The organism is Piscinibacter lacus (assembly GCF_016735685.1).
Classification (GTDB): domain Bacteria; phylum Pseudomonadota; class Gammaproteobacteria; order Burkholderiales; family Burkholderiaceae_C; genus Aquariibacter; species Aquariibacter lacus.
On sequence record NZ_JAERRA010000001.1, the window covers coordinates 145,260 to 171,902 of the forward strand.

Consider the following 26,643-nt stretch of genomic DNA (forward strand, 5'->3'; position numbering starts at 1 on the left):
TCGCTCAGTCGAAGTGGTAGCTGAAGTCGCCGTCCGCCGCACCGAGCCGGATGCCCTGAAGCTCATTGCCCTGGGCCAGACGGCTGAGGTACTCGATCGAGACCTTGGGCAGCACGGTGTTGGTGAGGATCGAGTCGATGATGCGCCCGCCCGCCTCGGCGTTGTTGCAGCGCTTGACGATCAGCTCGACCGCGTCCTCGCCGTAGACGAAGGGGATGCGATGGTTGGCCTCGACCCGCTTCTTGATGCGCGCGAGTTGCAGGCGCACGATCTGCGCGAGCATCTCGGGCGAGAGCGGGTAGTAAGGGATGGTGACGATGCGCCCCAGCAGGGCCGGCGGGAAGACCTTCATCAGCGGCGCCTGCAGCGACTCGGCCATCGAGTCGGGATCCGGCAACAGCTCCGGGTCCTTGCACATGTTCATGATCAGCTCGGAGCCGACGTTGCTGGTGAGCAGGATGATCGTGTTCTTGAAGTCGATCATGCGGCCTTCGCCGTCCTCCATGCGGCCCTTGTCGAAGACCTGGAAGAACAGCTCGTGCACGTCGGGGTGGGCCTTCTCGACCTCGTCGAGCAGCACCACGCTGTAGGGCCGGCGGCGCACCGCCTCGGTCAGGATGCCGCCCTCGCCGTAGCCGATGTAGCCGGGCGGCGAGCCCTTGAGCGTGGAGACGGTGTGGGCCTCCTGGAACTCGCTCATGTTGATCGTGATGACGTTCTGCTCGCCCCCGTAGAGCGCCTCGGCCAGGGCCAGGGCCGTCTCGGTCTTGCCGACGCCGGAGGTGCCGCAGAGCATGAACACGCCGATCGGCTTGTTCGGGTTGTCCAGCCGCGCGCGGGCGGTTTGGATGCGCTTGGCGATCATGTCCAGGCCGTGCTGCTGGCCGATCACGCGCTGGCCCAGCGCGGCGCCCAGGCGCAGCACGGTCTCCAGCTCGTTCTTCACCATGCGGCCGACGGGAATGCCGGTCCAGTCGGCGACCACGCTGGCCACGGCCTGCGCATCGACCGAGGGCATGATCAGCGGTGATTCGCCTTGCAGCGTGGCCAGCCGGTCCTGCAGGGCATGCAGTTGGGCCAGCAGGGCTTCGCGATCGGCCTCGCCGCCTGCGGGTGCATCGACCGGCTGCTGGTCGCCGCGCAGGGTGGTGCGCAGGGCCAGCAGTTCGTCGACCAGGGCCTTCTCGTCCTTCCAGCGGGCTTCGAGCTGCTGCTGGCGTACGCGCTCGGAGGCCAGCTTCTCGGCGACCTCGCTGCCGCGGCTGCCGACGCGCACGCCGACCGCAGACTCGCGCTCGATGATGCCGGCCTCGACCTCCAGCGCCTCGATGCGGCGCAGGCAGTCCTCCAACTCGGCCGGCGTCGCATGCTGGCTGACGGCCACGCGGGCGCAGGCGGTGTCGAGCAGGCTCACGGCCTTGTCGGGCAACTGGCGCGCCGGGATGTAGCGGTGGCTGAGCTTGACGGCGGCCTCGATGGCTTCATCGAGCAGTTGCACGCGGTGGTGCTTTTCCAGCACGCTGGCCACGCCACGCAGCATCAGGATGGCCTTGTGCTCGTCGGGCTCGGGCACTTGCACGACCTGGAAGCGGCGGGTCAGCGCCGGGTCCTTCTCGATGTACTTCTTGTACTCGGCCCAGGTGGTCGCGCCGATGGTGCGCAGGTTGCCGCGCGCCAGCGCGGGCTTCAGCAGATTGGCCGCATCGCCGGTGCCGGCCGCACCGCCCGCGCCCACCAGGGTGTGCACCTCGTCGATGAACAGGATGATGGGCTTGGGGCTGGCCTGCACTTCGTCGATGACCTGGCGCAGCCGCTGCTCGAACTCGCCCTTCATGCTGGCGCCGGCCTGCAGCAGGCCCAGGTCCAGGCTGAGCAGCGAGACCTCCTTGAGCTGCGGCGGCACATCGCCCTTGGCCAGGCGCTGGGCGAAGCCCTCGACCACCGCGGTCTTGCCGACGCCGGCCTCGCCGGTGAGGATGGGGTTGTTCTGGCGCCGCCGCATCAGGATGTCGACGATCTGGCGGATCTCTTCATCGCGGCCGGTGACCGGATCCATCTTGCCCTCGCGGGCGCGCTCGGTCAGGTCGACGCAGAACTTCTTCAGCGCCTCGCCCTTGCCCATCGCGGCCGGGGCCATGGCCTGGCTATCGCTGCCGGGCTCGCCGGCCGCGCCGAGGCTGGAGCCGTCCTGGGCGCCGAGCCGGGCCTCGGCGCTGGCGCCGCAGATGGCCTCGAACTTGGCAGCCAGGTCATCGGCCTTGATGCGGTCGAACTGGCGCGAGATGCCGAGCAGCACGGTGTAGAGGTTCTTGCTGCGGAGCATGCCGAGCAGCAGGTAGCCCGATCGCACCTGCGCCTGGTTGAACATCAGCGTGCCGTAGAGCCAGCCCTGCTGGATGGCGGCTTCGATGTGCTCGGAGAAGTCGCTGATCGCGGTGCTGCCGCGCGGCAGGCGGTCCAGGGCCTGCGTGACGTCACGGGCCACGGTGGCCATGTCGACCTGGTAGTGCCGGACGATGGCCTCCAGGTCGCTGCCCTGGGTTTGCAGCAGTTGGGCCAGCCAGTGCACGAACTCCACATAGGGATTGCCGCGCATCTTGCAGAACACCGTCGCGCTCTCGATGGCCGTGTAGGCCATCGGGTTGAGCTTGCCGAACAGGGCGGCGCGGCTGATCTCGCTCATGGTGGGGTCCTCGGGTCTAGGGGGTCACGGCCCGCTGGGGGCGTTCGGGCTTGAGATGCAGTTGATCGGCGTCGCGCGGGCTGCGGTAATGGCCGAGCCAGCTCGTCAGGCCCAGCCGCGCGCGACCCCGGCCGAGCTTGAGGGGCGGAACCTGCTCGCGGCGCAAGACGAGCTGCAGCTCCCAGGCGAACTCCAGCCCGTGCCACTGGCGCACCATGGCGTGGAGCTGGGCCAGCTCGCGGCCACCGGGCAGAAAGCTTTGGTAGCGCGCCAGGTCGAGCGGGCCGATGACGATGCGGAATTTGTGCTGCACGTCCCACACGCTCTGGCCGAGCACGGCATCGCGCCCGAGCGACTGACCGGCGCTGCGGCGCCGGCTGAGGCGGCTGCGCTCGGGTCGGGCCAGCGGCATCCAGTGGCCGACCCACTGCTCCACCCGGACCGGCACCCGGAATTCGCAGCGGCACCAGGACTGCAAGCCGTCCGCATCGCGAATCTGGCCGGCCAGGCGGCCGGCAAAGTAGAGCTTGGCCCGGTCGGGCAGGGCATCGCGCTCGCGCTGGCTGGGCAGGCCCAGGCCCAGCATCGAGGCGAGGCGGTCGAGCTTGGCCGGATCGGTGGGCCGGTCCAGGTCCAGCACGGGCTGGGCGGTGGCCCAGGCGCGGTAGAACTGCAGGGCGAAGCGATGCGTCAGCAGGTCGAGAAAGCGCTGCAAGGTGGCGTCGCCGTGGTTGCGGCTGCGCTCGCGCGCCATCTCGGTGAAGTGCAGGGGCAGCGGCCCCATCGGCCCGAGCAGGCCGAAGATGCGCTGCCGCAGCCGGGGCTGGCCGTCGATGGCGGTCTCGACCTGGTGCAGGGCGGCCGGGGCGAAGCTCAGCTCGGCCGACTGGGCCAGGCGCAAAGGCTCATCCACCGGTCGCAGGGCTTCGCCAAGCCGCGGCAGCTCGGGATGGGCTGCATCGATGCGGCGCAGGGTTTCGTAGAAATCGTGGCGATAGGGCCGGGCGCGAAGGGCATCGAGCCAGGCTTGGTGGGCCTGCTGCCGCTCGGCCTGGCGTTCACGATGGAGTTCGCGCTCGTCCATGGCAGCTCGATCAGCGCACCGCGCGGCGGCCCGGCATCGGCCGCCAGCGCATCAGCTCGCCCCGTGACAGGGAGATCAGCACGGTCTCGACGAAGCTGTTGGTCGAGGCATGCCGGGACAGGTGGTGGTGCAGGGCGGCACCGAAGAGCAAGGCGCTGTTGCCTTCAAAGCCCAGTTCGTCCACATGCAGCTCGATCTCGATGCCGCGCGAGAAGGCAATGGGGCCGGGGGCCGGATGACGGCGCACCACGCTGCGCGCGACCACGCGCTGGAGCGTCTCGATCTGCCGGCGCTGCGCCGGCTCGGTGCCAAGCGGGAAGCGGCTCAGCATGTCGCGCAGCACGGCAGCGGCCGAGCCGGGCTCGGTGTCGATCAGCGACAGGTAGTTGAGTGAGAGCAGGTTGAGGAAGCGCCAGGCGACGCCGCCTTCACGCAGTGCCGTGTGCGGCCGCGAGGGGCCGGCGATGCAGCGGGCGCCCTGCACCGGCAGGCCGGGCTCCAGGCTCAGCTCGGCGCCGGCGGCGGTGCTGCCGACGAAGATGCTGAGGTCGCGGTTGGTGCAGCGGGTGCGCACGGAGAGTTGCCGGACGCCGGTGTCGACCGGCGCGTCCTCGGGATCGACCAGGGTGACGAAGACCTCGGAACCGACATAGCCCGAGCGCGGGCCGTCGCGCCGGGCCTGCTCCGAGGGCAGGCGCGGTTCGCGCCAGGCGCTGAAGTAGGCGCTCTGCCGCATCGGGTTGTCGTGGGCGGGGGCGTAGAGCGGGAGGAAGTCGAGCTCGCGCCCGCTGTCGTCGATGCCGCTGAGGCCGAGGATGTCGTAGACCTCGTAGTCAAGCGGTGCGGTGCGGTCGGGGACGACGTGGTACTCGTGCTGCCCCTCGCTCAGCCCGATGCGGTCGGCACGCTTGGGGAAGAGGTTGATCGCGGGCGCGCAGTGCAGGCTGAAGTTGGCGGGTTCGACCACGCCATCCAGGCCTTCGCCCAGCCGGTCGAAGAGGAAGTTCAGCTCCAGCGTCTCGCCGCGCAGTGCGGAAAGCGGCGCTTGAAGGCCCCGCAGGTCCATGAAGAGGAAGCGCTCGGCGAAAGCGAAGTACTCCTGCAGCAGGCGTGTGCCCGAGAAGCCGTGGAGCTGGACGGGCAACATGGCGTCGGCATCGTCATAACCGACGGCCTGCACGGCCTCCGCGTCCAGCCACTGACGGGCGGTGGTGCTTCCGGGCGTGCCGACAAGCACGCCGATGCACGAGGACACCATCAAGGCATGCAGGCGCATGCCCACCTCGACCTGCCCGCCCATGAAGAAACGCAGGCGGTCGAGCCGCAGCTTGGCGAGATCTCCACCGGCGGGCAGGGCGACTCGCACACGCACCCCGCAGCGCGGCCGCGCCGTGAAGGCCTGCCCCGCCAGGCCCAGGTCGCCGACATTGCGGAAATAGTCGGCCGACACCGTGCTCAGCGGGGTGAGCTGCAAGGCTTGCGCGGTCCGGAACTCGCAGCGGTTCGGGGTGTGCGCCAGGGCGGCGCTGAACAGTGGCGTGTCGCGGGGCAGTTCGGGACAAGCCAGCAGGTTGGGATCGCTGGCCTTGGGTTGCATCTGCGCGACCAGCATGGCGGGCAGGGGCGCCAGGAAGTTGGGGTAGACGAGTTCGAGCAAGCGCTGCGAGAAGCGCGGGAACTCGGCGTCCTGCTTGAGCTGCACGCGGGCGGCCAGGAAGGCGCAGCCTTCGAGCAGGCGCTCGACATAGGGATCGCTGACCTCCAGCCCCTCCATGCCGAGGCGGGCCGCCACCTTCGGGAACTCGCGCGCGAACTCGCCTCCGAGCTCGCGCAGGTAGCGCAGCTCCTGGTTGTAGTAGCGCAGCAGCCGGGGGTCCATGGTGCGGCTCAGGCCCGCAGGTCCCGGACGCGGGTGAAGCCGGTCTCGACATCCACCTCGGCCGCCAGCATCAGCTCCAGCGGCACCGGCTGGGCCCAGAGCTGGCCGCGGATCTTGAGCTGCACGGTGTTGTGATGGGCATAGGGATTGATCGAGATCTCGACATCCAGCGTGTCGGCATCGATCCGGGGCTCGAAACAGCGGATGGACTCGATCACGGCCCGCTCCATCGCCAGCCGGTCAAGCGAGGACAGGGTGACGCCGGCAAAGGCCGGCATGCCGAAATTCAGCACCGAACGGCGGGCTTCGGCATGTCGCGCCCAGAGCGCGACCTCGTCCTTGCGCTCCGAGGCGGGCTCGGGCTCGGGACGGGTGGTGTTGAACAGCCAGGTCAGGTCCCGGAGCACCGCGGCGCGGAGTTGCGCCCGCGAAAGGATTCGGGCCTCGACGCTTTCGCGCGCCTCCTGCGGTGCGCTGTCGATGAGGCGGTCCAGCAGCGAGGGTTGCAGGCGGTCGCGCGAATTCAGCTCAGCCATGGCCGTCGAACTCGATCTCGCGCAGGCTCAGCAGGTCGTGCTCGCCCTGATCGCTCACCAGGATGCGCTGGCCCAGCCCGAACCAGCGTTCGGCTCCGGCCGAGCGCCACTCCGTCCGCCGGGCCATGAGCAGGGCATCGTCCTCGCTGGCCTCGGTGCCGGGGTAGCGGGTGGGCAGCATCGCGACGGCCTCGCCGCCGTTGGCAAAGACAAGCTGGGCGGGCAGCCAGACCATGTCACGCAGGTCGGCAGGCGGCTCCAGCGTGATCCGGCTCAGGCGGGCAAAGGGCAGCCAGTAGTAGCGCCCGTTGATCATGGCCTCGAGCACCGGGCCGAGGCGCGAATCGGCATCTGCGAGCCAGGCAAAGGGCTGACCGTCAAGACGACCCGGACTCGGCGGCGCCGCCTCGAAGGCGCGGTCGGCCAGGCTCTGCGCCTGTTCGTGCTGACCTTGGCCGGCCTGCAACATCGACTCGATCAGCAGGGCCAGCCACTCGTCGGGTTGGCCGAAGATCATCGGCGACCTTCGCCCCTGAAAGACGGCCGCCCGCATCAGTTCGCAGCGCAGGGCATGACCGACCATCTCGCGCATCGGATGGGTGCTCGGATCCATGTCCGCCGCCACATTGAGCTGGGTGTGGGCCCGGTCCCACTGACCCAGCACGCAAAGCAACTGGGCCAGGAAGACACGCAGACGCGGATCGGCCGGCGCCGCCCGGACCGCCTGGGTCAGGGACGGCAGGGCACGGCGGGGCGAACCCGCACGGATCGCGGCTTCGGCTTCTGACAAGGCAGGATGGGTCATGGGCGATTCAGAAGCTGTGGCCACAGTCGGTGCAGAAGCGGGATGCGCGCTGGCACAAGGCCCCGCATCCCGGACAGGACTTGTGGGTGGCCGCAAAGTCAAAGCCACATTCGGCGCAGAAGCGACCGCCGAGGCCGGGGGCCTGGCATTGCGGGCAGTTCGCGCCCTCCGCCCCCGTTGCCAAGGTTCCACGGGGCGCGTGATCAAGAGAAGACGCCATGCAGGGCACGCAGATCGACCCGTCCATGCAGTTTTCGCAGTAAGCGTGCAGGCACTTGGGACACTCGGTGTAACGCTGTCGGGCCAGCGCCAGGGCTTCATCCCTGGCCTGGGCGTGAGCTTTGTCCCCAGAGTAAGCAGACACATCAGCCCCAATCCGCCCCGCCCTGCTGAACATCCGAACGTACTCAGCGACATGCATGAGCACGCCGGTGATTTGTCCCGTCCGGAAAGGTCGGTAGGGTGAGCGCCAGACACTCTTGCAATGGCTGCAACTGAACTCGAACTGGAAGCCCGCCGAGAGGCTTTTGCTTCGATCGCTCAGGTCCCGGTAGTTGTCAAGAGCCATGGGGCTTCACACCTTTCCCCGAGGTCGAAGACTTGCCGCCGTCATCGTCCTGGATGTTCTTGATCAGATTGACCAGATTGTTGCGATCACTGGCTGAAAGCTTCTTGGCCTCGTTGACCAGTTCGTTCAACTTGCTGGCCGGGGCGAAGGCTTGGGCATTGGGTGGCTGTTTGAGCGTAACGCCACCCCCATAGTCAAAGTAGATGCTCTGGTAATAGAAAGAGCACTGCTCCTTGAGGGTGACTTCCTTGTCGCTGGTTCCACCCTGCACCTGGTAACCATGCACCGTCACCTGATTGAGCTTGATGACGAGATGGAAATTACCCTCCGTCAAGTCTAGCGAGCCTTGGAGTTCCTCGTAAATGGTGAAGATGGCCTGGGTGAACTGCTCGCCATCCCGGAGAGCCGCCATGATGCGGGTGCTTGACTTGTCCGGCGCCTTGCTGAACTTGAACAGCGACATCCCGATGGATCGCGCGCCCCGACCCGTCTTCCCATCCCGGGCTTGCATGCCGATGTCGATGGACCAATCCGCGCAAGCAATCTGCCCCTCATAGGCGGGCGTGACCGCTTCGCCGGGAACCTGGGCCCCGCCCTTGTCGAGAAGCTTCAGGTAGCAGTGGGTTGTCATTGGGTCGTCAATCCACCGCGGGCGCTATGGCGCTGAAGGTCATGCCTGCATGATGGCGAGTACGGTCCAAGTCCAAGGGCACGTAGGTGACCTCAAGCCTCCGGTAGGAGAATTTCACGGTCTCTTCAATCGTGGCTCCTTTGTCGCCGTCACTGAGACGGACATCAATGTTCTCGATTCGCCCATCAAAAAGTTCGATGAGCATGATCGGACTCTGCTCCTTCTTCTGCGATGACTCAATGTGATGCTGGTCAACGGTGAGTCGGAGATGATCGATCAGGGCATCCCGCTCAAGCGAGCGGGCAAGGTTGACCGACGCCTTGTCGTAGTACTTTGTGACGCTAAGATTGCCATAGCGCGCCTGCCGCTTGGACGAGGCGGTCTGCGACGACGTGCCCTCGACATCCATATTGAGATCAAAGCTGTTAACCTCGATCTCGCCTTCGTAACCCAAGGTGGTGGCTTCGCCGGTGATATTTCGACCCTGGACCTCAATGTGCAGAAAGATCTGTGTGGACATGAGAATTCGCAAAGTCGAAAAGGAACCACCGGAACCAAGCCCGAGGACTTACTGAACCTTCATGTTAGCAGCTGCCGGACCTTCAGTCTTCATTTTTGAGATATCCCACATGAAGTTGGTCTGCAGCCCGAGAGCACCGCCCGCACCATTCTGCGGCTTATAACCGATGGAAATTTCTTTGAAGACCATTTCTACATCTTGGTTGACCGCTCCGTCCTCGCCCCCTTTGGTCGAAACTTTCGTAATAAACACCGTTTTCATCGTCATGGCGAAATAGACCTCTCCCCTGCCATCCTTCGCGCCGGTCTGCTTGAGCATCACAATGTGCACGTCGGCAAAATGTGTCCCCTGGACGATGCGTTGCATGATGACCGGAGATGCCAGATCAAAGTAGTGCGAAAAGGACATCGTGCCCGGCGTAGGTTTGCCAACCGAGGCGCCCGCCCCTTTGAGGAAGCTTGTCTCGGCTTCGATGTCCCAGCTCCAATCTCCGATCTCAATCCATCCTTTATCTCCTGAATGGGTCTCTTGCAGTGACTCGCCTTTGGTGACATCACTGAACTTGATGAATGCGTTTCCAGGCATGGTAGTGCTCCTCGATTGAAGGTGCCGTACTTAAGTGGTGTCCGGCAGGTTTGCAGGTCAACGGACTCTCGACTCAGCCCTTCTCGCTGGGCAGCTTGGAAACCAAGCGCAGCGAAACGGTCAGGCCTTCGAGTTGGTAGTGCGGCCGCAGGAAAAAGCGGCTCTGGTAGTAGCCGGGCGCACCCTCCACCTCTTCAACCGACACCTCTGCGGCTGCGAGCGGCTTCTGCGCCTTGACAGATTCCGACGAGTTGGTTGGGTCACCGTCAACATAATCTAGGATCCAATTGTTCAGCCAGCGCTCCATCTCTTCACGCGACTTGAACGAGCCGACTTTGTCGCGGACCATGCACTTCAGGTAGTGCGCAAAGCGGTTGCACGCGAACAGATAGGGCAGGCGAGCCGCCAGCGCCGCATTGGCCGTTGCATCCGGATCGTCATACTCAGCGGGCTTCTGCAGCGACTGTGCCCCGATGAAAGCCGCGAAATCGGAGTTCTTGCGATGGATCATCGCGAGGAAGCCGTTCTTCGACAATTCGGCTTCGCGCCGGTCCGAGATCGCGATCTCGGTCGGGCACTTCATGTCAACCCCGCCATCGTCGGTGGGGAAGATGTGGGAAGGCAGGTTCTCGACGGCGCCCCCCGATTCCACGCCACGGATCCGCGAACACCAGCCATATTCCTTGAAGGACCGGTTGATGTTGGTCGCCATGGCGTATGCAGCATTGCACCATGCGTACTTGTCGTGGTCTGCGCCGACGGTGTCTTCCTCGAAATTGAATTCGTCGACGGGCGAGGTCTTGGCGCCATAGGGAAGTCGCCCGAGGAAGCGCGGCATGCACATCGCAAGGTATCGGGCGTCGTCACTTTCACGCAGCGAGCGCCAGGCCGCGTATTCGGGCGTGGTGAAGATCTTGGTCAAGTCGCGCGGGTTGGCCAGCTCACCCCAGGACTCCATCTGCATCACCGACGGTGCAGCACCGGTGATGAAGGGCGCATGCGCGGCCGCGGCAATCTTGCTCATCTCCGCCAGCAGCTCGACGTCGGGGGGCGAATGGTCGAAGTGGTAATCGCCGACGATGGCACCAAAGGGTTCGCCGCCGAACTGACCGTACTCTTCTTCGTAGAGCTTCTTGAACAGGGGCGACTGGTCCCAGGCCGTGCCCTTGTAGCGCTTGAGCGTCTTGCCGAGATCCTGCTTGGAAATCGGCATCACGCGGATCTTCAACTGCTCGTCGGTCTCGGTGTTGTTGACCATGTAGTGCAGGCCACGCCAAGCGGATTCGAGCTTCTGAAAGTCGGCGTGGTGCAGGATGAGGTTGACCTGCTCGCTGAGCTTGCGGTCGATCGCGGCCACCATGGCCTCGACCGAGGCCACCGTGTCCGAGCTGATCAACTGGACGTTTTGCAGCGCATGCTGCGCCAGGGTCTGGACGGCGGCTTCGACCGCGTTGCGTGCCTCGTCGCTCTTGGGCTTGAATTCCTTGGACAGCAGGGATGCGAAATCATTGCCTTCCAGGGTGACACCGGCAAAGGCAGTCGAGGGGGACTGGAGAGATTCGGCCATATGCGCTTGCTCCGGGGGAATGTCGTTGGCGGATCAGGTCGGGTCGCCCGCCTTGGGCGCAGCGCCCAGCGAGCCGAGCAGCGCAGGGTCCTTGAGGATGCGGGCAATCAGTTCCTCGGCTCCGCCCTTGCCGTCCATGTAGGTGACCAGATTGGACAGTTGCTGACGTGCTTCCAGCAGTTGCTTCAGGCCGTCGACCTTGGCCGCCACGGCGGCGGGGGAGAAGTCGTCCATGTTCTCGAAGGTGAGATCCACCGAGAGATTGCCTTCGCCGGTCAGAGTGTTCGGCACCTGGAAGGCGACCCGCGGCTTCATCGCCTTCATGCGGGTGTCGAAGTTGTCGACATCGATTTCCAGGAACTTGCGGTCCGCGACGGGCGGCAGCGGGTCTTCGGGCTTGCCGGCGAGGTCGGCCATGACTCCCATCACGAAGGGCAACTGGACCTTCTTCTCTGCGCCGTAAAGCTCGACGTCGTACTCGATCTGCACGCGCGGCGCCCGGTTGCGTGCGATGAACTTCTGACTGCTGCCCATGAATGTTCTCCGAGGATGAGCGGGGACACGGTCGTTGCGGCACACGGGGTGTCGCGGGACGGCCAACGCGTTTTACGCCGCGCGGCCTGCCTTGGAATCAAGAGGAACCATCATCCACCCCGATTCGGGGGATGCTGTCGGGGTCAACGCCCATGATCCGGGCGACTTCGGCCACGGCATCGGGCGCGAGGTCCTGCACCAGTTGCATGAAGTCCTTGTCGATGAGGCGCTGCGCCCGACGCAAAAGAAGCTGCGCGGGGTTGGTGGGTTCGTGCCGTTCGAGGTAGTCGCAGATGCGCTGCAGGGCCTGAATGACGTCCTGCCGCGACTCGATCCGACCGGCAGCGCCGGCACCCCCGCGACCCGTGGAAGCCCGCGGCGCGGCGAAACCACCGGAAGGGTCGCCGCGGTCAGCGTCTGGCCCTGCGTTCTCGGACGGGTCGCCCTCCCCCGGCACCTCGGCAGCGACGGGCTCGGGCAGGGCCTGAGCGACGGCATGGAGCAGACCGCGCATCTCGACCAGATCCACCGCCACATCCGTGCCGAACTGGCTGTTCATCAGTTTCTGGAGATCCCGCACGGCCTGCGCCGCGTCGGCCTGCTGCTCCCGCAGACGGGCCGCGAGCTCGGGGAGTTCGCCGAACATCCCCTGGATCTGACCCAGGGTGCGAACCGTCTCACCCGGCTTCGGGCTCAGGCGCTCCAGCGCGACCTCGACGTCGCGGACGCGCAGACCGCCGAGTCGGCGGTCCGAGGCCACCAGGGCATTGCGCACATCCCCGAGCAAGTCATTCCATTGGCTCAAGCCACCGAGCACGCTGACCCGGGAGAAGGGGTCCCCGTCGTCCGGATCGAGCTGCGGATGCACTTCGGCCCAAAAGCGCTCCATCCATCCGGCGAGCAGCTTCAGCACCGGGCTCAAACCCTCGATGCCGTCGAGGTTGACGCAGGCACGGCCCCAGGCCATCCCGACCCGCAGGTCACGCGTCCGGCCCATGAGCGCCTCGGCCTGATCGCGAACCGAGGCCCACTGCGGCGGTTCGGCCGCGGCAAACTGTGTCTCGGGCTTGCCTGCGAGCGCTTGGTTCAGCTCGAAAAACTCGACGTCATACTCAAGATTGACGCCGCATACCTCGCCTTCGAGGGGCTCCAACCACGCATCGATGGAGTATTCAGCCATGGTTGGTTTCGGTCGTCGAAAAACGAGCACTCAAACGCATGTGACTTGGCATGTTGACGGCCTAGTCGTCAGAATGTAGCACCGCGCCCTCGGGACACGTCAACGGCGAGCCCCCCTGGAAAACTGCTACAAGTTGTATTCCTAGGGTTTTCGATAGGCTCTTCGGACCGCTTGCGGTCGCGGGTTCTCACCTTGCCCCCACCCGCCCTCCGGTGTGGAATGTCTTGCGGGCTGTCGGCGCCCGGCATCGGAGATGGCCCGTGCGCACAGACCCCCGCGAAACAACGCGTCAATTGCTGAAGCCCCGGGCCGCCCGGTCGGATGCGCCGCGGCCGGCGCGCGGCAGCATCCGCCAAGCTGAGCGGCAGCCGAGTCGGCTCAGACGCCGCTCGCTCGCGCTGTCGGGCCTCGCCTGCGTCCTCGGGCTGGCGGGGTGGCACTGGATCAGTCGGCAGGACGCCCCCCCGGAGCTGGCAGCAGCCCCTCAAGCGCAGGTGAACACTCACATTGCATCGCAACCGCTGCCACGGGCACCGGCGAAGGCGGCCGCCGCGAGCGGCGCGCACCTGCGCTTCGAGGACTTGCTGCGTGCCGCGCCCGGCAGCGCATGGCGTGTGGCGCGTCTGGCCGAGCGGCCGCAGATCCTCGTGATCGAGTTTCCCGATCTCTTGTCGCAGGGAAGGGCCCTCAACCGGCTTGCCGCGCTGGTGGAAAAGCGCGGCGCGCCGCGTGACCGCGTCCTGAGCCTCGACGAGATGGCCGACTTCCTGCGACGCTCCGGGGACAGCACTGCGAGCTTTTATCAAGGCCACGACTACGCGTCCGAGAGCGTGCAGCGCTTCTTCGAGCTCATCGCCCGCCAGGGCCTTGCGCTGAATCCGGAGGAGGCCCAGCTCCAGCGCCTCCTGCGGGAGGCCGGATTCCTCTCGCCCCCCGCCCAGCCCGACGCGAGAAGCCCGGATTCAGACACCGTCCAGGCCCTCGTTGCGTTCACGGCCGTTCAGTCCGACGACCCGGCCACCCTGGTCGACGAAGAAGTCGATGCGCTGCGTCGGGAGACCGTGCTGCGCCATGAGCTCAGCCACGGGTTTTTCTTCACCCATGCGGCCTACCAGCAGCAGGTCCTGGCCTTCTGGCGCAACACCCTGAGCGAGGCACAGCGCGCGTCCTTCCGGACCTTCCTCGCCAGCCTGGACTACGACCCGCGTGACGAACTGCTCATGGCCAATGAAACCCAGGCTTTCCTGATGCATACGCCGGATCCTCGGGTCTTCACCGCCGAACTGCTGGGGTGGACAGAAACCCAGCTCGCCGCAGTACGCGCGGCGTTTCGCGCGGCCGTACCCGCGGGCATGCAGGTTTCGGCGCGCTGATCCGCAGCCCAGGGATATCCCACCCCCTCAAGCAGGGGGAGTATCTGAGCCGAGGCTCCCCGTTTGCACGCGGTACAAAAGGGAGTCGTGCCCTCACACTTCCCGACGACGCACAAGTCCAGACGCACAAGCGGCGGCGCCCCGGATTCGGACCGCAGTCGCATATCGCGCCCCAAGGAGATCACCGAGATGTCAGCCAAAGGCCCCCTGCTTTCCATCCTTCGCACGCTGAGCGCAGGCGCCATCCTGGCGATGGGCGCCAGCGTCCATGCCGCCGAAACTGCTCCCGCAATCGACCTGGGAACCAGCGTGCCCGAGGCGGCGGCGGTCAAGGAAGGCCTGTTTCCCGACGATGCCTGCAAGGAGCTTGAAGCCAACGGCTTTCGCTGCATGGGCCTGAAGCCGGCCGTTCGCTTCTCGCTGCCCGCGGCGAGCTTCAAGCTCGGCTCGGCAGAGCTTCCGGAGGGCTTGCGCAAGCAGCTCGACGTGTTCGCCGACGTGCTGCGCGGTCGACCCAAGGGCAGCCAGGGTGTTCGCATCATCGGCCACGCCGATGCCAGCGGCTCGGCGGCTGGCAACCTGGCGCTTTCGCTCAAGCGCGCCGAGTCGGTCAAGGCCTACCTCGTCAGCAAGGGCGCCGATCCGGCCTCGCTGCAGACGGTCGGCCTGGGGGCCAAGGAGCCCAAGAACGCGCAGAACCCGGCCGCCAGCGAGAACCGCCGGGTCGAGATCGGGCGGGCCGAGTGAAATCGCGCCGGCTCGGCCTGCGCCGGCACGCGCCGGCGCTTCGAGGTCTCGGACTGATCGCGCTGGTCTGCGCGGGGCTGGCGCAGGCCCAACCGCTGCCGGAGGCTGGCATCCTCCCCCGTCCGCAGGACCTGGCGCCCAGCCTGCCCGCCGGCCGGTCGGTCGATCTGCCGGACCGGCCGATCCCCCGGGAGCTTGGCAAACCCCAGGACGAGCTGCGCATCGACGTGCGGCGCTTCGTGGTCGACGAGCAAGCCCCCGCCGCCTTGCGCGAGACCCTTCCCGCTCTGACGGCTGCCTTCGTCGGGCCACAGCGCAGCTACGAAGACCTGGTCGAGGCGGCCGCCGCGGTCACGCGTTTCCTGCAGAGCGAGCTGGGTTACTACCTTGGTTACGCCTACCTGCCGGAGCAGCCGGCGAGCGATGGAGAGATCCGGATCGCCGTGCTGGAGGGCCGGCTGGACGAAGTCCAGCTCACGTGGCCCGAGGGCATGCCGGTCGATCGCAGCGTGGTGGAGCGCTACCTCGCCCGCCTGGTGCCCGGCTCCATCCTGACCGTGCGCGATGTCGAGCGAACGGTCTTCCTGATCAACGACCTGCGCGGCATGACGGCGCGCTTCGAAGTCAAGGCCGGTCGGACCCCGGGCACCGCGACCCTCGTGGTCACGCCGCAGCCCGAATCGCGCTGGAGCCAGCGCTACGACCTCGACAACCACGGCTCGCGCTTCTCGGGCGAATGGCGCCTCAGCGCGCTGGCCCAGTGGAACAGCCCCACCGGGGCCGGTGACGGACTGGTCTTCAACCTCCTCAGCTCCGAGACGACGGGCCTGCGCTTTGCACTGGCGAGCTACACCCGGCCGGTGGGCGACGACGGCCTCAAGCTAGGCCTGTCCCTGTCCTATGTCGACTACCAGATCGACAAGGACAAGCTGCCGATCGACCTGAACGGCGACATCGCGACCCTCACCGCCTTCGGCCTGCATCCCTTCATCCGCAGCCGCAACCTGAATCTCTTCGGCCTGGCGAGCCTGGACCTGAAGCGCTTCGAGGATCGACAGGGCCTGACCGATTTCGCGCGCGACAAGGCCATCGACGCCCTGCGCATCGGCGTCTTCGGCGACTGGCGCGACGCCTTGCTCAGCGGCGGCGTGAACACCTACGAGCTGGGTCTGGCCCTGGGGCAGATCGACCTGGATCCGCCCCAGGTCTTCGACGATGTCGACGATCGCTTCGTGGTGCTCAGCGGCCAGATCGCCCGGTTGCAGAACATCGTGGACGCCAAGCTGCTGCTCTACCTCAGCCTGCGCGGCCAGTGGACCCCCGACAACCTGGACAGCGCGGAGCAGTTCCAGCTCGGCGGCCCCGACCGCGTGCGCGCCTTCGCACCCGGCGAGGGCACCGGCGACCGGGGTGCGGTGGCCACCGCGGAACTGCGCTGGTTGCCCCCGGAAGCCTGGTTCGGCCGGCGGGCGCGCGAGCTGGTGTTCAGCGCCTTCCTCGATGTCGGCCATGTGCGCTACCGCAGCGACACCTCGGCCCAGTTGGTCGCCATGGACAACGAGGCCACGCTGGCCGGCGCAGGCCTTGGCCTGGTCTGGGACCGGCCGGGCGATTTCACCATCCGCGCCTCGCTGGCCTGGCCTTTGATCGGCGAGGGGCGCAGCGATCCGGTCGATCGCACGCCGCGGGTCCACCTGCTGCTCAGCAAGTCTTTCTAGCGCGCAGCCCCGAGGGATGACATGAAGCGGTCCTGCCCCACCTCGCCCCTCCGGCCCGCCGGCCTGCGCCGACTTGGCCACCCCCTGCTCACGCCCGTGGCGCTCGCCAGCGCACTGCTGATGCACGGCGGCGCAAGCCTGGCCCTGCCCACCGGGGCGGAGGTCGTGGCCGGACAGGCCACCGTCGAAAGCAACGGGCCCCGGCAAGGCTTGGTCCGCCAAGGCAGCAGCAAGGCCGTGATCGATTGGCAGGGCTTCTCGATCGGGGCCGACGAGACCTTGCGCATCCTCCAGCCCGACAGCCGCTCGGTGCTGCTCAACCGCGTGGTGGGTGCAGATCCCAGCCACCTGCTGGGCCAGATGCAGGCCAACGGCCGGGTCTTCCTGGTCAACCCGAACGGCATCGTCTTCGGCGAGGGTGCGCGTATCGATGTCGGCTCGCTGGTGGCCTCGACCCTGCCGATCTCGACGGTCGACTTCATGGCCGGCCTTTACCGCTTCGGCGAGGACAGCCTGGTCACCGCCGAGGCGGGCACCGTGCTGAATGCCGGCACGATCACCGCCCACGGCGGCACCGTGGCCCTGGTGGCGCCGCTGGTGATCAACCGCGGCCTCATCGAAGCCCGCGAAGGCCGGGTGGCGCTGGCTGCGGTCGACCGGGTGCGGGTCGACATCGAGGGCGACGGCCTCGTGCTCTTCGAAGCGCGGGGCGACCAGGTGAGCCAGCGTCTCGACCAGCTCGGTCGCATCCAGGCCGACGGCGGTCTCATCCAGCTCCGGGCCCAGGCCCGCAGCGCCCTGGCCGACACCGTGCTCAACATGGACGGCCTGCTTCAGGCTCGCAGCCTGAGCCAGCGAGACGGGCGCGTCATCATCGATGGCGGCAGCCAGGGCCAGGTCGTCCTGAGCGGCCGCGTCGAGGTGCAGGGCCTGGAGGCGGGCACGCGCGGCGGCTCGGTGCAGGTGGGTGGCCAAGCCCTGGCGGTGCAGAGCGGCGCACGGATCGATGCCTCCGGCGATGCAGGCGGCGGCACGGTTGCTCTGGGCGGCGGCTGGCAGGGTGCTGCACTGGACACAGTCGGCCGGGCCGAGTCTGTAGGCGTCGAGTCCGGAGCCGAGATCCGCGCCGATGCCACCGCAAACGGCAGGGGCGGCGAAGTCGTCGTCTGGTCCGACGGCATCAGCCGATTCCAGGGCCGGATCTCGGCCCGCGGCGGATCGCTGCAGGGCGACGGCGGCCGGGTCGAAGTCTCCGGCCTGCGGGGCCTGGGTTTCGCCGGCAGTGTCGACACCGGCGCGACGGCCGGGCAGTCCGGTCTCTTGCTGCTGGACCCCGACAGCCTCGTGATCAGGGCGGACGGCATGGATCCCTATGCCAACCCACTGCCCGCGGGCGGAGACCTCACCATTTCGCCTGCGGCCCTCGCGGCCGTGGTCGGTGACGTGCTGCTGACTGCCAGCGACACCATCACCTTCGAGGATTCGCTTAACCTGGGCGCGCGCGACCTGCAGGTCCAGGCTGGCAACAGCATCGTGCTTGAGGCCAACGTCGCGGTCCGCGCCCGCGATTTGAGCTTCGAGAGCACGCTGCTGGTCTTGAACGCAAACGCCAGCCTGGGCGGCAACAGCCTGACGGTGACGGGCGCGACCCAGTTCATGGGGGGCTCGGTCAACACCATGGCCGACCAGACGTACACCGGCGCGGTGACGCTGGGCGCGAACACCACCCTGTCTTCTGATTCGGGCACGGTGAGCTTCGGCAGCACGGTCAATGGCGCCCGCTCGCTGTCCGTCTCGGCGGGCAGCGTCGATCTCAACGGCGCCGTCGGTGGCGGCACGGCGCTGACCAGCCTGGCGCTGAACGCCATGTCCAGCTCGCTCGACGGCGGCGCGGTCAGCACCACCGGCGACCAGAGTTACATGGGTGCTGTGACGCTCGGGGCGAACACCAGTCTGTCGGCCGGTGCGGGCACGGTGCTCTTTGACAGCACGGTCGATGGCGCCCGCTCACTGTCCGTTTCGGCGGGCACGGTCGATCTCAAGGACGTCGTCGGCGGCAACACGGCCCTGACCAGCCTGGGCTTGACGGCTGCATCCATCCTGCTCGATGGCGGCGCGGTCACCACCACCGGCAACCAGACTTACAACGGCGCGGTGACGTTGGGGGCGAACACCACCCTATCCGCAACTGCACCAGCGGGCACGGTGAGCTTTGGCAGCACGGTCAATGGCGCCCGCTCGCTTGCGGTGTCGGCCGGCACGGTCGATCTCAACGGCGCCGTTGGTGGCAGCACAGCCCTGACCAGCCTGGAGCTGACGGCCTCGTCCATCCTGCTCGACGGCAGCGCGATCAATACCGCAGGCAACCAGACCTACACCGGCGCCGTGACGCTGGGTGCGGACGCGGCCCTGCGCGCCACGGCCGCAGGCAGCGACATCAGCTTCAGCAGCACGGTCGACGGCAGCCACAAGCTCTCCATCGATGCCAGGGACGGCATCACATTCGGCGGCGCAGTCGGCGCGACGATGCCGCTGGTTGATCTGAGCTTGTTCTTCGCCACGCTGGCTGTGGGGTCCACCGTCAACGGGACAGGCACGGCCACGCTGGCACCCAGTGCAGACGGCACCTCCATCGGTGTCGCGGGCGGGGCGGGCATGCTGTCCCTGTCGCAGGCAACGCTGGATCTCTTCGCCAGCTTCGGGATCTTGCAGATCGGTCGCGACGGTGGCACCGGGGTCATCACCGTCGGTGCGCTGAGCCTGCCGACCAACACGCACCTGCAGACCGAGGGAAGGATCGAGCTGAGCGCCACGGTCGACGGCGCCCGTAACCTGTCGCTGGACGGCGGTCCGGTGGAGATCAACGGCGCCCTCGGCAGCGGCGTGGCGCTGAACTCCCTGAGCGTGGATGGCTCCTCGATTTCGCTGGGCGGCGGGACTGTCAACACCACCGGCAACCAGAGCTACATGGGTGCGGTGACGCTGGGGGCGGACACCATCCTGTCTGCAACTACACCTGCGGGTACGGTGCGCTTTGACGGCACGGTCAATGGCGCCCGCTCGCTGTCCGTCTTGGCCGGCACGGTCGATCTCAACGGGATCGTCGGTGGCGGCATGGCGCTGACGGGCCTGGGTTTGACCGCTGCGTCCATCTCGCTCGACGGTGGCGCGGTCAGCACCACGGGCAACCAGACCTACACCGGCGCGGTGACTTTGGGAGCGAACACCACCCTGTCTTCTGATTCGGGCACGGTGAGCTTTGGCAGCACGATCAATGGCGCCCGCTCGCTGTCCGTTTCGGCGGGCACGGTCGATCTCAACGGGATAGTCGGTGGCGGCATGGCGCTGACCAGCCTGGGCTTGACGGCTGCATCGATCCTGCTCGATGGCGGCGCGGTCACCACCACCGGCAACCAGACTTACAACGGCGCGGTGACGTTGGGAGCGAACACCACCCTGTCCGCAACTGCACCTGCGGGCACGGTGAGCTTTGGCGGCACCGTCGACGGCGCACGCTCGCTGTCCGTCTCGGCGGGCACCGTCGATCTCAACGACGTCGTCGGCAGCAACACGGCCCTGACCAGCCTGGGACTGACGGCTGCATCCATCCTGCTCGATGGCGGCACGATCACCACCAGCGGCAACCAGACTTACAACGGCGCGGTGACGCTGGGCGCGGATACCACCCTGTCCGCAACTGCACCTGCGGGCACGGTGAGCTTTGGCAGCACGGTCAATGGCGCCCGCTCGCTTGCGGTGTCGGCGGGCACGGTCGATCTCAACGGTGCGGTCGGCGGCAGCACGGCGCTGACCAGCCTGGAGCTGACGGCTGCATCCATCCTGCTCGACGGCGGCGCGGTCAGCACCACGGGCAACCAGACCTACACCGGCGCCGTGACGCTGGGCGCGAACACCATCCTGACCTCAACGGCCGGCACGGTGAGCTTCAGCAACACCGTTGACGGCAGCCACAACCTCTCCATCGATGCCAGCGACGGCATCACATTCAGCGGCGCAGTCGGCGCGACGATGCCGCTGCTTGATCTGAGCTTGTTCTTCGCCACGCTGGCTGTGGGGTCCACCGTCAACGGGACAGGCACGGCCACGCTGGCACCCAGTGCAGACGGCAGCTCCATCGGTGTCGCGGGCGGGGCGGGCATGCTGTCGCTGTCGCAGGCAACGCTGGATCTCTTCGCCAGCTTCGGGATCTTGCAGATCGGTCGCGACGGTGGCACCGGGGTCATCACCGTCGGTGCGCTGAGCCTGCCGACCGACGTGCACCTGCAGACCGAGGGAAGGATCGAGCTGAGCGCCACGGTCGACGGCGCCCGTAACCTGTCGCTGGACGGCGGTCCGGTGGAGATCAACGGCGCCCTCGGCAGCGGCGTGGCGCTGAACTCCCTGAGCGTGGATGGCTCCTCGATTTCGCTGGGCGGCGGGACTGTCAACACCACCGGCAACCAGAGCTACATGGGTGCGGTGACGCTGGGGGCGAACACCAACCTGTCGGCCGGTGCGGGCACGGTGAGCTTCAGCAGCACGGTCAATGGCGCGCAGGCGCTGGCCATTTCGGGCGGCACGGTGGACTTCAATGGGGCCGTGGGTGGTGTCACGGCGCTGACGAGCCTGGGCTTGACCGCTGCGTCCATCTCGCTCGACGGTGGCGCGATCAGCACCACAGGCAACCAGAGCTACATGGGTGCTGTGACGCTCGGGGCGAACACCAGTCTGTCGGCCGACGCGGGCACGGTGAGCTTTGGCAGCACGATCAATGGCGCCCGCTCGCTGTCCGTTTCGGCGGGCACCGTCGACCTCAACGACGTCGTCGGCGGCAACACGGCCCTGACCAGCCTGGGCTTGACCGCTGCATCCATCCTGCTCGACGGCGGCGCGGTCACCACCAGCGGGAACCAGACCTACTCCGGCGCCGTGACCCTGGGCGCGGACACCACCCTTGCCGCAACTGCACCTGCGGGTACGGTGAGCTTTGGCGGCACCGTCGACGGCACACGCTCGCTGTCCGTCTCGGCGGGCACCGTCGATCTCAACGACGTCGTCGGCAGCAACACGGCCCTGACCAGCCTGGGACTGACGGCTGCATCCATCCTGCTCGATGGCGGCACGATCACCACCAGCGGCAACCAGACTTACAACGGCGCGGTGACGCTGGGCGCGGATACCACCCTGTCCGCAACTGCACCTGCGGGCACGGTGAGCTTTGGCAGCACGGTCAATGGCGCCCGCTCGCTTGCGGTGTCGGCAGGCGTGGTCGATCTCAACGGCGCCGTTGGTGGCAGCACGGCGCTGACCAGCCTGGAGCTGACGGCTGCATCCATCCTGCTCGACGGCGGCGCGATCAATACCGCAGGCAACCAGACCTACACCGGCGCCGTGACGCTGGGCGCGAACACCATCCTGACCTCAACGGCCGGCACGGTGAGTTTCAGCAGCACGGTCAACGGCGCCCGCTCGCTGTCTGTTTCGGCAGGCACGGCCGATCTCAATGGGGCCGTCGGTGGCGGCACGGCCTTGACGAGCCTGGGGCTGGACGCCATGTCCATCACGCTCGATGGCGCTGCGATCACCACCACAGGCAACCAGACCTACACCGGTGCGGTGACGCTGGGGGCGGACACCACCTTGGCCGTCACTGCAGGCACGGTGAGCTTCAGCAGCACGGTCAATGGCGCGCAGGCGTTGGCCGTCTCGGGCAGCACGGTGGACTTCAACGGGGCCGTCGGTGGCGTCACACCGCTGACGAGCCTGGCGCTGACCGCCATGTCCATCTCGCTCGACGGTGGCGCGGTCAGCACCACGGGCAACCAGACCTACTCCGGCGCGGTGACTTTGGGAGCGAACACCACCCTGTCTGCCGGCGCGGGCACAGTGAGCTTTGGCAGCACGGTCAATGGCGCCCGCTCGCTGTCCGTCTCGGCGGGCACGGTCGATCTCAACGGGATCGTCGGTGGCGGCATGGCGCTGACCAGCTTGGCGCTGAACGCCATGACCATCTCGCTCGACGGCAGCGCGATCACCACCAGCGGGAACCAGACCTACGCCGGCGCCGTGGCGCTGGGCGCGGACACCACCCTGGCCGCAACTGCACCTGCGAGTACGGTGAGCTTTGGCGGCACCGTCGACGGCGCACGCTCGCTGTCCGTGTCGGCGGGCACCGTTGACCTCAACGGCGCCGTCGGCGTCGGTACCGCCCTGACCAGCTTGGGGCTGAACGCCGCATCCATCCTGCTGGATGGCGGTGCGATCAACACCACCGGCAACCAGAGCTACTCCGGCGCCGTCGCGCTCGGGGCGGGCACCACCCTGACCGCCGATGTCGGCACGGTGAGCTTCGGCAGCACGGTCGACGGAGCCCATGCGCTGGCTGTGTCCGGTGGCACGGTCGATTTCAATGCTGCGGTCGGCAGCAGCACGGCGCTGAGCAGCTTGACGCTGAACGCTGCCGCCATCGCGCTGGATGGCGGCTCGATCCGAACCACCGACAACCAGACTTACAGCGGCGCCGTCGCCCTGGGGGCGAACACCGTCCTTTCCGCGGTTGCGGGCACGGTGCGCTTGGACAGCACGGTCGATGGCAACCACATGCTGTCGGTCTCGGCCGGTACGGTGGATCTCAACGGAGCGGTCGGCGTCGGTGTCGCGCTGAACGGGCTGGAGCTGAACGCCGCATCCATCCTGCTGGATGGCGGCAGGGTCACGACCGCGGGCGGCCAGCGTTACGCCGGCGCGGTCACCCTGGGCGCAGACACCACCTTGGCCGGGGGCTCCGTGGGTTTCAGCCGCACGGTCGACGGCGCCCAGGCGCTCACCGTTTCTGGCGGGTCGGTGAGCTTCCAGGACCTTGTCGGCAGCCACACGCCCTTGAGCAGCCTGGATCTGGGCGTCACGTCCATCCTGCTCCAGGGCGGCGCGATCACCAGCACGGGCCACCAGACCCACGCCGGCGCCGTCACGCTGGGGGCAGACACCGTGCTGAGCGCAGGCACGGGCACCCTGCGCTTCGGCAGCACGGTGGACGGCGCACAGACGCTTGCTGTCTCGGCGGGCACCATCAACCTCCAGGGTGCTGTCGGCAGCGGCACCCCGCTCAGCAGCCTGGATCTTTCTGCCGGCGCCATCCAGCTCAGCGGCGGCGCGATCACCAGCACCGGCAACCAGACCTACACCGGTGCCGTCACGCTGGGTGCGAACACCACCCTGGCCGCAGGGGCCGGCACCGTGAGCTTCGGCAGCACGGTCGACGGCACCCCCTCGCTCACCGTTTCGGCAGGCACCGTGGACTTCAACGGTGCGGTGGGTGGCAGCACGGCCCTCGGCATGCTTGAGCTGAGCGCCGGCAGCATCCTGCTGGAGGGCGGCATGGTCCAGACCAGCGCCGACCAGCGCTATCTTGGCGCGGTCACCTTGGGCGTGGACACCACGCTGACGGCGCCCGGCGGCGAGATACTGTTTGCCGCGGCGGTCGACGGCGCCCATCGCCTGAGTGCCGAGGCCGCTTCCATCGACGTGGCGCAGAGCATCGGCCTGGGCGCGGCCCCGCTGCGGCTCCGCCTGGTCGCCGGCAGTCTGGACTTCACTTCGTCGACCGTCCGGGCCCAGGAAGTCGAGCTGGCCACCACCTCGTCCGATCTGCACTTGGCCGACCTGCATCTGACGGGTACGGGCGCAAGCAGCATCGACAGCAGCGGCATGCTGAGCATCGACGGCCTGCTCGATCTCCAGGGCGGCAGCCTGGTGCTGACGGCCCGTGCGGCACCGAGCGCAAGCACCGCCCTCCTCAGCGGCCCGACGCCGCTGACCTTTGGCAGTCGGCCCCTGTTCGAGAACGAGGCCGTGATGGTGCAGGGCGCCACCGGCCGGCTTCTCACGGCGGCGGGCAGTCACCTTGCCCTGCGCGCGCCCGCACTGGGGTCGATACGCCTGGACCGCAACGATCTGGCGGGCCGGCCGGTCAACAGCTTCGGCGGCACCGTCTCGGCTGTCAGCGGCACGGCCGGCGAAAGCAGCACGCTGCGCTTTGGCAATCCGCCCAGCGGCATCGCGCCGCTCGAACTGGGTGTGGTGCGTCTCAGCGGCGATCAAATCGCCGTGGCGGGCCGCTTCGATCCGCTGGGGCCGCCCGATGCGCTGCGTGCGGGCATCGAGGCCGACGTGGTGCACCTGCGCGCGGATCGCATCACCACCAACACCGGCGACGACCTGGCCCTGCCGCCGGCTCCGGATGGTCAGATTCGCGCACGCCTGCCCTTCCTGGCGGCGCAGACGCCGCTGACCCAGCAGCCCTCGCTGAATTTCGAGTTGCTGCTGCCCGCGGGGGGGCTGCCGATCGGCAATCCCTACGGCGGGCCGGCCACCGAGGACTGGATCCAGACCATCGTCGGCGACGCCGTGGGCGGCCTGGTCGGCGTCCAGCCCCGCATCGTCGGAGACGCCAGCGCCTTCCGCTTTGTCTTCATCGGGGGTCCGGTCATGCCCGTGCCCTTCTACGATCCGACGGCCTCCAACGTCCGGGTCTTCTACAACGGCGAGACCGCCCTCACCCCGCAAGAGCAGGGTGCGCTGTCGAGCGTGATCGCAGTCATCGAGCGCGCCCGCCGCGATCGATTCGAAGAGGCCGTCCGGACGGAGAATGCCGCGTCCCGCCTGCGCCAGGGCGTGATCGCCGAGGTCGGCCCAGGCCGCCCGGCCACCGAAGGCACCGAGGGCCTGCGCCCCCCGCTCCTCTGCGACCTTGCCAGCACCGGCCTGCGCTGCGCACCGTGAACCGCATCTTGAGTCGAAAGTCACCCCCTTCAAAGGCCTGGCAGACCCATCGACGACAGCTCTGCCAACTGCCGATCGCGCTGGCCTGCGGGCTGGGTGCGGGCCTGGGTGCCGCCCCCATCCAGGCGACCGAGAGCGACGAGGTCCGGCTGGCCCTGCTCATCGGCAACCGTCACTATCCCTCGCCCTACGACCTGCCCCCGGTCCACAAGAACGTGCGGGATCTGCGGGCCGCGCTGGAGCGCTGGGGCTTCGTGGTCACCGAGGCCGTGGACCTCGCGCCAGCGGCCCTGCTCCAGGCCATCCAGTCCTTTGGGCAGCTCGCACGCCAAGCGCCTGAGGATGCGACCGTGCTGTTCTATTTCACGGGTCACGGGCTGCAAGTCGAAGCCGAGAACCTGATGGTGGGGGCCGGCATCAGCCCGGCGCATGCAGCCGATCACCTGCTTCGAAGCAGCCTGCAACTCACGCGCGACGTGATCGAGCAGTTGCCGCAGCGGGCCACCGGCCTGTCGATTGCGGTGATCGATGCCTGCCGCACCTCCCTCAAGGAGGCCCTGCAGGGCGGCGGCCTCAACCAGGTCGAGGCCCCCACCGGATGCCTCATCAGCTTCGCCACGGCCGCGGGCAAGCCGGCGATCGCGCCCGCCGTCGAGACGCAGAACACCTTCTACACCGGCTCCCTGGTCAAGGTGCTGCAGCAAGCGGACGGCGAGCTTTCTTTCCCGGACCTGTTCCGCCTCGTCAAGCGCGATGTGCAGCAGGTGATGGAGGCGCACCCGGTGGCCGCCATCCGCCAGCTTGCCCAGGTGCCCTTTATTGCCGAGAACGCACCCCGGCGGTCGCGGCTCGCTCCCCGCAGCCGCGCTGCGGCTGCGCCGCAGGCCGCCAGCGCACCCGCCGAGGCCCGCCCCGAAGACGAAGCCCGATTGCTGGAGGCCCTGGAGCAGGCCAGTTGGCCGGCCGATGTGCGCAAGCTGGCGGAGGACTACCTTCAGCGCTACCCGCAGGGCCGGCTGAGAGGACGTGCGGAAGTCATGCGCGACGGCGCCAGCCAGGCGGCCGAAGCGCTGCAACGTCGCGATGTTCGGCTTTACCGCAGCGCCTTCAACATGACGGAGGCCTCGCCAAGCGTCGTCGACGACCTGCGCAAAGCCGCCCGGGGCGACAAGGACGCCGCGGCACGGCTCGGCCGCCTGCACACCCAGCGGCAAACCGGGGCGGAACGCAGCCGCTACGAGGGTTGGATGGCCTATGCCGCCGCGCTCGGGAACGGCATCGCCAGCTACGAGCTGGCCCTGCACTACCGCAAGGTCGACCAGCCGCTGCTGGCGGCCCAGTTCGAAAGCCGGGCGCGCGAGCTGGGCTACACGCCGCCGCCCTCGCTGGACCACCTGCGCAAATAGCGCCCCGTGGCCGGGGCAGCCGCCGTGGCTTGTCTCTTCTGACCTT

At 67.7% G+C, this 26,643-nt stretch carries 16 protein-coding genes; 5 read left to right on the forward strand and 11 right to left on the reverse strand.

Going from position 1 to position 26,643, the window contains the following annotated elements; all coding sequences use genetic code 11:
* Positions 1 to 4: 4 nt before the first annotated feature.
* The 11 genes from tssH to tssA all read right to left on the reverse strand — a co-directional run bounded on the left by tssH (position 5) and on the right by tssA (position 12,572).
* Complete coding sequence (gene tssH, locus JI742_RS00650) at positions 5 to 2,683, reverse strand: type VI secretion system ATPase TssH (RefSeq protein WP_201823018.1); 2,679 nt, start codon at positions 2,681 to 2,683, stop codon at positions 5 to 7.
* Between the two features lie 16 nt (positions 2,684 to 2,699).
* Positions 2,700 to 3,767 carry a type VI secretion system baseplate subunit TssG gene (gene tssG / locus JI742_RS00655; protein ID WP_201823022.1) on the reverse strand — a complete coding sequence of 356 codons (1,068 nt, stop codon included), beginning with the start codon at positions 3,765 to 3,767 and terminating at the stop codon, positions 2,700 to 2,702.
* 10 nt (positions 3,768 to 3,777) lie between these two features.
* Positions 3,778 to 5,646, reverse strand: a complete 1,869-nt coding sequence (gene tssF, locus JI742_RS00660) for a type VI secretion system baseplate subunit TssF (RefSeq protein WP_201823025.1) — start codon at positions 5,644 to 5,646, stop codon at positions 3,778 to 3,780.
* Between the two features lie 8 nt (positions 5,647 to 5,654).
* Positions 5,655 to 6,182, reverse strand: a complete 528-nt coding sequence (tssE, locus tag JI742_RS00665; RefSeq protein WP_201823027.1) for a type VI secretion system baseplate subunit TssE — start codon at positions 6,180 to 6,182, stop codon at positions 5,655 to 5,657.
* Entirely contained in the window at positions 6,175 to 6,987 is an 813-nt protein-coding gene (locus JI742_RS00670) for a type VI secretion system accessory protein TagJ (protein ID WP_201823029.1), read from the reverse strand. The genes tssE and JI742_RS00670 overlap by 8 nt, the downstream gene beginning before the upstream one ends.
* A 557-nt stretch (positions 6,988 to 7,544) precedes the next feature.
* Positions 7,545 to 8,186 carry a type VI secretion system tube protein Hcp gene (locus tag JI742_RS00675; protein ID WP_201823031.1) on the reverse strand — a complete coding sequence of 214 codons (642 nt, stop codon included), beginning with the start codon at positions 8,184 to 8,186 and terminating at the stop codon, positions 7,545 to 7,547.
* Positions 8,187 to 8,193: 7 nt separating this feature from the next.
* Positions 8,194 to 8,706 carry a type VI secretion system tube protein Hcp gene (locus JI742_RS00680; RefSeq protein ID WP_201823033.1) on the reverse strand — a complete coding sequence of 171 codons (513 nt, stop codon included), beginning with the start codon at positions 8,704 to 8,706 and terminating at the stop codon, positions 8,194 to 8,196.
* 48 nt (positions 8,707 to 8,754) lie between these two features.
* Complete coding sequence (locus JI742_RS00685; protein WP_201823036.1) at positions 8,755 to 9,291, reverse strand: Hcp family type VI secretion system effector; 537 nt, start codon at positions 9,289 to 9,291, stop codon at positions 8,755 to 8,757.
* Positions 9,292 to 9,364: 73 nt separating this feature from the next.
* Positions 9,365 to 10,858: a type VI secretion system contractile sheath large subunit gene (gene tssC, locus JI742_RS00690; RefSeq protein ID WP_201823039.1), complete on the reverse strand. Its 1,494-nt coding sequence runs from the start codon at positions 10,856 to 10,858 to the stop codon at positions 9,365 to 9,367.
* 33 nt (positions 10,859 to 10,891) lie between these two features.
* Positions 10,892 to 11,392 carry a type VI secretion system contractile sheath small subunit gene (gene tssB, locus JI742_RS00695; RefSeq protein WP_201823041.1) on the reverse strand — a complete coding sequence of 167 codons (501 nt, stop codon included), beginning with the start codon at positions 11,390 to 11,392 and terminating at the stop codon, positions 10,892 to 10,894.
* Positions 11,393 to 11,489: 97 nt separating this feature from the next.
* The gene (gene tssA / locus JI742_RS00700; protein ID WP_201823042.1) at positions 11,490 to 12,572 is read right to left on the reverse strand and encodes a type VI secretion system protein TssA; all 1,083 of its coding nucleotides are present in this window, start codon (positions 12,570 to 12,572) and stop codon (positions 11,490 to 11,492) included.
* Between the two features lie 293 nt (positions 12,573 to 12,865).
* On the opposite strand from tssA, the gene JI742_RS00705 reads away from it, so the two are divergent.
* The 5 genes from JI742_RS00705 to JI742_RS00725 all read left to right on the forward strand — a co-directional run bounded on the left by JI742_RS00705 (position 12,866) and on the right by JI742_RS00725 (position 26,597).
* Positions 12,866 to 13,945, forward strand: a complete 1,080-nt coding sequence (locus tag JI742_RS00705) for a hypothetical protein (protein WP_201823043.1) — start codon at positions 12,866 to 12,868, stop codon at positions 13,943 to 13,945.
* Between the two features lie 189 nt (positions 13,946 to 14,134).
* Positions 14,135 to 14,692 (forward strand): OmpA family protein, encoded by a 558-nt coding sequence (locus tag JI742_RS00710; RefSeq protein ID WP_201823044.1) that lies wholly within the window; start codon positions 14,135 to 14,137, stop codon positions 14,690 to 14,692.
* Entirely contained in the window at positions 14,689 to 16,410 is a 1,722-nt protein-coding gene (locus JI742_RS00715; protein ID WP_201823046.1) for a ShlB/FhaC/HecB family hemolysin secretion/activation protein, read from the forward strand. The genes JI742_RS00710 and JI742_RS00715 overlap by 4 nt, the downstream gene beginning before the upstream one ends.
* A gap of 21 nt (positions 16,411 to 16,431) precedes the next feature.
* Positions 16,432 to 25,191, forward strand: coding sequence for a two-partner secretion domain-containing protein (locus tag JI742_RS00720; protein WP_201823047.1), 8,760 nt, complete (start codon positions 16,432 to 16,434; stop codon positions 25,189 to 25,191).
* Positions 25,188 to 26,597 carry a caspase family protein gene (locus JI742_RS00725; RefSeq protein ID WP_201823050.1) on the forward strand — a complete coding sequence of 470 codons (1,410 nt, stop codon included), beginning with the start codon at positions 25,188 to 25,190 and terminating at the stop codon, positions 26,595 to 26,597. The genes JI742_RS00720 and JI742_RS00725 overlap by 4 nt, the downstream gene beginning before the upstream one ends.
* Positions 26,598 to 26,643 lie beyond the last annotated feature (46 nt).

Coding starts and splice junctions, on each gene's coding strand:
- tssH (WP_201823018.1), bottom strand. CDS start 2,683: ATGAGCGAGATCAGCCGCGCCGCCCTGTTCGGCAAGCTCAACCCGATG.
- tssG (WP_201823022.1), bottom strand. CDS start 3,767: ATGGACGAGCGCGAACTCCATCGTGAACGCCAGGCCGAGCGGCAGCAG.
- tssF (WP_201823025.1), bottom strand. CDS start 5,646: ATGGACCCCCGGCTGCTGCGCTACTACAACCAGGAGCTGCGCTACCTG.
- tssE (WP_201823027.1), bottom strand. CDS start 6,182: ATGGCTGAGCTGAATTCGCGCGACCGCCTGCAACCCTCGCTGCTGGAC.
- JI742_RS00670 (WP_201823029.1), bottom strand. CDS start 6,987: ATGACCCATCCTGCCTTGTCAGAAGCCGAAGCCGCGATCCGTGCGGGT.
- JI742_RS00675 (WP_201823031.1), bottom strand. CDS start 8,186: ATGACAACCCACTGCTACCTGAAGCTTCTCGACAAGGGCGGGGCCCAG.
- JI742_RS00680 (WP_201823033.1), bottom strand. CDS start 8,706: ATGTCCACACAGATCTTTCTGCACATTGAGGTCCAGGGTCGAAATATC.
- JI742_RS00685 (WP_201823036.1), bottom strand. CDS start 9,291: ATGCCTGGAAACGCATTCATCAAGTTCAGTGATGTCACCAAAGGCGAG.
- tssC (WP_201823039.1), bottom strand. CDS start 10,858: ATGGCCGAATCTCTCCAGTCCCCCTCGACTGCCTTTGCCGGTGTCACC.
- tssB (WP_201823041.1), bottom strand. CDS start 11,392: ATGGGCAGCAGTCAGAAGTTCATCGCACGCAACCGGGCGCCGCGCGTG.
- tssA (WP_201823042.1), bottom strand. CDS start 12,572: ATGGCTGAATACTCCATCGATGCGTGGTTGGAGCCCCTCGAAGGCGAG.
- JI742_RS00710 (WP_201823044.1), top strand. CDS start 14,135: ATGTCAGCCAAAGGCCCCCTGCTTTCCATCCTTCGCACGCTGAGCGCA.
- JI742_RS00720 (WP_201823047.1), top strand. CDS start 16,432: ATGAAGCGGTCCTGCCCCACCTCGCCCCTCCGGCCCGCCGGCCTGCGC.